Source organism: Pseudomonas sp. SDO5522_S412 (assembly GCF_054071215.1).
The window spans coordinates 1-4,522 of sequence record NZ_JBSVWQ010000337.1 but is presented as its reverse complement, the minus strand read 5'-3'; the positions used below and the strand labels follow the sequence as shown (position 1 = coordinate 4,522).

Genomic DNA, 4,522 nt, shown 5'->3' with positions numbered 1-4,522 from the left:
CATGTACCGACTGATCCACCGCATTCGCGAGCAAGCCCGCTCCCACATTTGAAAACCTCACACGCCCCAAAATAATGCATAGATTGATCAATGCCCATTTTCGGGCATTTCCTACTGGCACAACTCCTTAATCTCACCTTTTAAAACGACCATTCGGAACTATGGTGCAGAAATTGCTACTTGAGTCCGGTCTGACACCGTTCAGTAACAGTCCTAACCGCGCCACAAGCGCTTATCTTGGTTTCCAGGGATTACATAATGAAAAAAGCATTGCTGACCCTTTCTGCACTGGCTCTGTGCATGGCCGCCGGTTCCGCGCTGGCCAAGGAATACAAGGAATTGCGTTTTGGTGTCGATCCGTCCTACGCGCCGTTTGAGTCTAAAGCCGCTGACGGCAGCCTGGTGGGCTTCGATATCGACCTGGGCAATGCCATCTGTGCCGAGCTGAAGGTCAAGTGCAAGTGGGTCGAAAGTGATTTCGACGGCATGATTCCAGGCCTCAACGCCAACAAGTTTGACGGCGTGATTTCCTCGATGACCGTGACCGAAGCCCGTGAAAAGGCGATCGACTTCTCCAACGAGCTGTTCTCCGGCCCAACTTCCCTGGTGTTCAAAAAGGGCGCAAACTTCTCCACGCCTGAGTCCCTGAAGGGTAAAACCGTGGGCTACGAGCAAGGCACCATCCAGGAAGCCTACGCCAAGGCCGTACTGGACAAGGCCGGTGTCACCACCAAGGCCTACGCCAACCAGGACCAGGTGTACGCCGACCTGACTTCCGGCCGCCTGGACGCTTCCGTGCAGGACATGCTGCAAGCCGAACTGGGCTTTTTGAAGTCGCCAGCCGGTGCTGACTACGAAGTCAGCAAGGCCATCGACGATCCACTGCTGCCGTCCAAAACTGCGGTCGGTATCAAAAAAGGTAACAAAGACCTCAAGGCCTTGTTGGATAAAGGTATCAAAGCGTTACACGATGATGGCACCTACGCCACCATCCAGAAGAAACACTTTGGCGATCTGAACCTGTACAGCGGCAAATAATGCCTGGGGCGCCCTTCCTCTGGAGGGGCGCTTTTTTATCGCCATAGGTCCTGATTTATGTTCGAAGATCTTTTGCAAACCCTGGGGCTCAGTGCCTTCAGCTTGAAGGGTTTCGGCCCGCTGTTGCTGCAAGGCACCTGGATGACCGTCAAGTTGTCGGTGTTCTCCCTGGCCGTCAGCGTGTTGCTGGGCCTGCTCGGGGCTACTGCCAAACTGTCCAGCCTGCCGTTCCTGCGGATTCCCGCGCAGATCTACACCACCCTGATTCGCGGCGTGCCCGACCTGGTGCTGATGCTGCTGATTTTCTACAGCCTGCAAATCTGGCTGACCAGCTTTACCGACTTTATGGAATGGGACTACATCGAGATCGACCCATTCAGCGCCGGGGTGATCACCCTGGGCTTTATCTACGGTGCGTATTTCACCGAGACCTTTCGCGGCGCGATCCTCGCCGTGCCCCGTGGCCAGTTGGAGGCCGCCACGGCCTACGGGCTCACGCGTGGCCAGCGGTTTCGCTTCGTGACCTTCCCGCAGATGATGCGCTTCGCCCTGCCGGGCATTAACAACAACTGGTGCGTGATGCTCAAGGCCACCGCCCTGGTGTCGATCATCGGCCTGGCCGACCTGGTCAAGGCCGCGCAGGATGCCGGCAAGAGTACTTATCAGCTGTTCTATTTCCTGGTGATCGCCGCGTTTATCTACCTGTTGATCACCAGCGCGTCCAACTTCGTCCTGCGCCGCCTCGAACGGCGCTACTCCGCAGGCTCCCGGGAGGCAGTGCGATGATCGAACTTATCCAGCAATACTGGCGCCCCTTCCTTTATAGCGACGGCCAGCACATCACCGGGCTGGCCATGACGATGTGGCTGCTCAGCGCGTCGATCTTCATCGGCTTCCTGGTATCGATCCCGCTGTCCATTGCGCGGGTGTCGCGCAATCGCTGGGTGCGCTGGCCGGTGCAGTTCTACACCTACCTGTTTCGCGGCACGCCGCTGTATATCCAGTTGCTGATTTGCTACACCGGGATCTACAGCATCGCGGCGGTTCGCGCGCAGCCGGTGCTGGACGCGTTCTTTCGTGATGCGATGAACTGCACGATTCTCGCCTTCGCCCTCAACACCTGCGCCTACACCACGGAGATTTTTGCCGGGGCGATCCGCAGCATGGCCCACGGCGAAGTCGAAGCGGCGAAAGCCTACGGCCTCAGCGGCTGGAAGCTGTATGCCTACGTGATCATGCCGTCGGCCCTGCGCCGCTCGCTGCCGTACTACAGTAATGAAGTGATCCTGATGCTGCACTCGACGACGGTGGCCTTCACCGCGACCATCCCGGATATCCTGAAAGTCGCCCGGGACGCCAACTCGGCCACCTACATGACCTTTCAATCATTCGGTATCGCTGCGCTGATCTACCTGACCGTGACCTTTGCCCTGGTCGGTCTGTTTCGTCTGGCGGAGCGTCGCTGGCTGGCCTTTCTCGGCCCCAGCCACTAAGGAGCCTTCATGCGTCATCAGATTCATCCACTTGTGGCGCCGGTGCCGGGCACGGAGCGACAAATTCACAGTTTCCACTTCGGGCCGGAGCAGGCCGAAGGCAAGGTCTACATCCAGTCGTCGCTGCACGCCGACGAATTGCCGGGCATGCTGGTGGCCTGGCACTTGAAGGCGCGCCTGGCGGAGCTGGCTGCGGCCGGCCGCCTGCGCAGCGAGATCGTGCTGGTGCCGATCGCCAACCCGACCGGCCTGGAACAGGTGTTGATGGACATCCCCCTGGGCCGCTACGAGCTGGAAAGCGGGCAGAACTTCAACCGCCTGTTTGTCGACCTGTCCGACGAGGTTGGCAATCAAGTCGAAGGCCTGCTGGGAGATGATCCTGCGCACAACGTCGAACTGATCCGCGATGCGCTGACCATGGCCCTGGCGGCGCAAACGCCCGTCACACAACTGGAATCCCAACGCCTGGTGCTGCAACGCCTGGCGTGTGATGCCGACATGGTGCTGGACCTGCACTGCGACTTCGAAGCCGTTGCACACCTGTACACCACCCCCGAGGCGTGGCCGCAGGTGGAGCCGCTGGCGCGCTATATCGGTTCGGAAGCCAGCCTGTTGGCTACCGATTCCGGTGGGCAGTCGTTCGATGAGTGTTTCACGCTGGTGTGGTGGCAATTGCAACAACGGTTTGGCGAGCGCTTCCCGATTCCGATGGGCAGCTTTTCGGTGACCGTCGAGTTGCGCGGCCAGGGCGACGTCAACCACGGCCTGGCCAGCCTCGACTGCCAGGCGATCATCGATTACCTGATTCACTTCGGCGCAATCAGCGGCGAGCCGGCACCGCTACCGGAATTGCCCTACCCCGCCACACCGCTGGCGGGCGTCGAGCCGGTGGCCACACCCGTGGGCGGCTTGCTGGTATTCAGCGCGCTGCCTGGGGAATACGTGGACGCCGGGCAACTGATCGCCGAAATCATCGACCCCATTTCCGACCGCGTAACGCCAGTGCATTGCCGCAATGCCGGGCTGCTTTACGCTCGTTCGCTGCGGCGCATGGCCACTGCCGGGATGGTCATTGCCCATGTCGCCGGCACTGAAGCCTATCGCAGCGGCTACCTACTTTCGCCTTGAGGATGCACGCCCCATGTACAAATTGACCGTTGAAGGCCTGCATAAAAGCTATGGCGACAATGAGGTGCTCAAAGGTGTCTCGCTCAAGGCCAAGACCGGTGATGTGATCAGCTTGATCGGCGCCAGTGGCTCGGGCAAAAGCACCTTTTTACGTTGCATCAATTTTCTTGAACAACCGAATGATGGCGCGATGACGCTGGATGGGCAGCAGATTCGCATGGTCAGTGACCGCCATGGGATGCGCGTGGCGGATGATGCTGAGTTGCAGCGCCTGCGTACGCGGTTGGCGATGGTGTTTCAGCATTTCAACCTGTGGAGCCACATGAGTGTGCTGGAGAACATCACCATGGCGCCGCGCCGGGTGCTGGGTTGCAGCAAGAAGGACGCCGAGGATCGCGCTCGCCGGTATCTGGACAAGGTTGGGTTGCCGGCGCGGGTGGCCGGTCAATATCCGGCGTTTTTGTCGGGTGGCCAGCAACAGCGGGTGGCGATTGCCCGGGCGCTGGCGATGGAGCCAGAGGTGATGCTGTTTGACGAGCCGACTTCGGCGCTGGACCCGGAGTTGGTGGGTGAGGTGTTGAAGGTGATCCAGGGTTTGGCTGAGGAAGGCCGGACGATGATCATGGTGACCCATGAGATGAGCTTTGCGCGCAAGGTGTCGAGCCAGGTGCTGTTTTTGCACAAGGGGTTGGTGGAGGAACAGGGTGCGCCGGAGGATGTGCTGGGTAATCCGAAGAGCGAGCGGTTGCAGCAGTTTTTGAGTGGGAATTTGAAGTAGCCGGCAGGGGTTGGGTGTATATCCGTTATTTAGGTAACGGCCACTTATGGTTCCGCTCTTACAGCGGCTCACTTTTGAACAGCGC

At 59.4% G+C, this 4,522-nt stretch carries 5 protein-coding genes; all 5 read left to right on the top strand.

The genetic code is table 11. From position 1 onward, the window contains the following. The first annotated feature begins 258 nt into the window (after nt 1-258). The 5 genes from ACW9I6_RS30915 to ACW9I6_RS30895 are packed head-to-tail and all read left to right on the top strand — an operon-like array spanning nt 259 to nt 4,437. Nucleotides 259-1,038 carry a transporter substrate-binding domain-containing protein gene (locus ACW9I6_RS30915; RefSeq protein WP_134325838.1) on the top strand — a complete coding sequence of 260 codons (780 nt, stop codon included), beginning with the start codon at nt 259-261 and terminating at the stop codon, nt 1,036-1,038. A gap of 57 nt (nt 1,039-1,095) precedes the next feature. After that, nucleotides 1,096-1,824 carry an ABC transporter permease gene (locus ACW9I6_RS30910; RefSeq protein WP_134325837.1) on the top strand — a complete coding sequence of 243 codons (729 nt, stop codon included), beginning with the start codon at nt 1,096-1,098 and terminating at the stop codon, nt 1,822-1,824. Continuing rightward, nucleotides 1,821-2,531 carry an ABC transporter permease gene (locus ACW9I6_RS30905; protein WP_003209532.1) on the top strand — a complete coding sequence of 237 codons (711 nt, stop codon included), beginning with the start codon at nt 1,821-1,823 and terminating at the stop codon, nt 2,529-2,531. The genes ACW9I6_RS30910 and ACW9I6_RS30905 overlap by 4 nt, the downstream gene beginning before the upstream one ends. A gap of 9 nt (nt 2,532-2,540) precedes the next feature. Continuing rightward, entirely contained in the window at nt 2,541-3,659 is a 1,119-nt protein-coding gene (locus ACW9I6_RS30900) for a succinylglutamate desuccinylase/aspartoacylase family protein (RefSeq protein WP_003209530.1), read from the top strand. 13 nt (nt 3,660-3,672) lie between these two features. Beyond that, complete coding sequence (locus ACW9I6_RS30895; protein ID WP_003209529.1) at nt 3,673-4,437, top strand: ABC transporter ATP-binding protein; 765 nt, start codon at nt 3,673-3,675, stop codon at nt 4,435-4,437. The last annotated feature ends 85 nt before the right edge of the window (nt 4,438-4,522 follow it).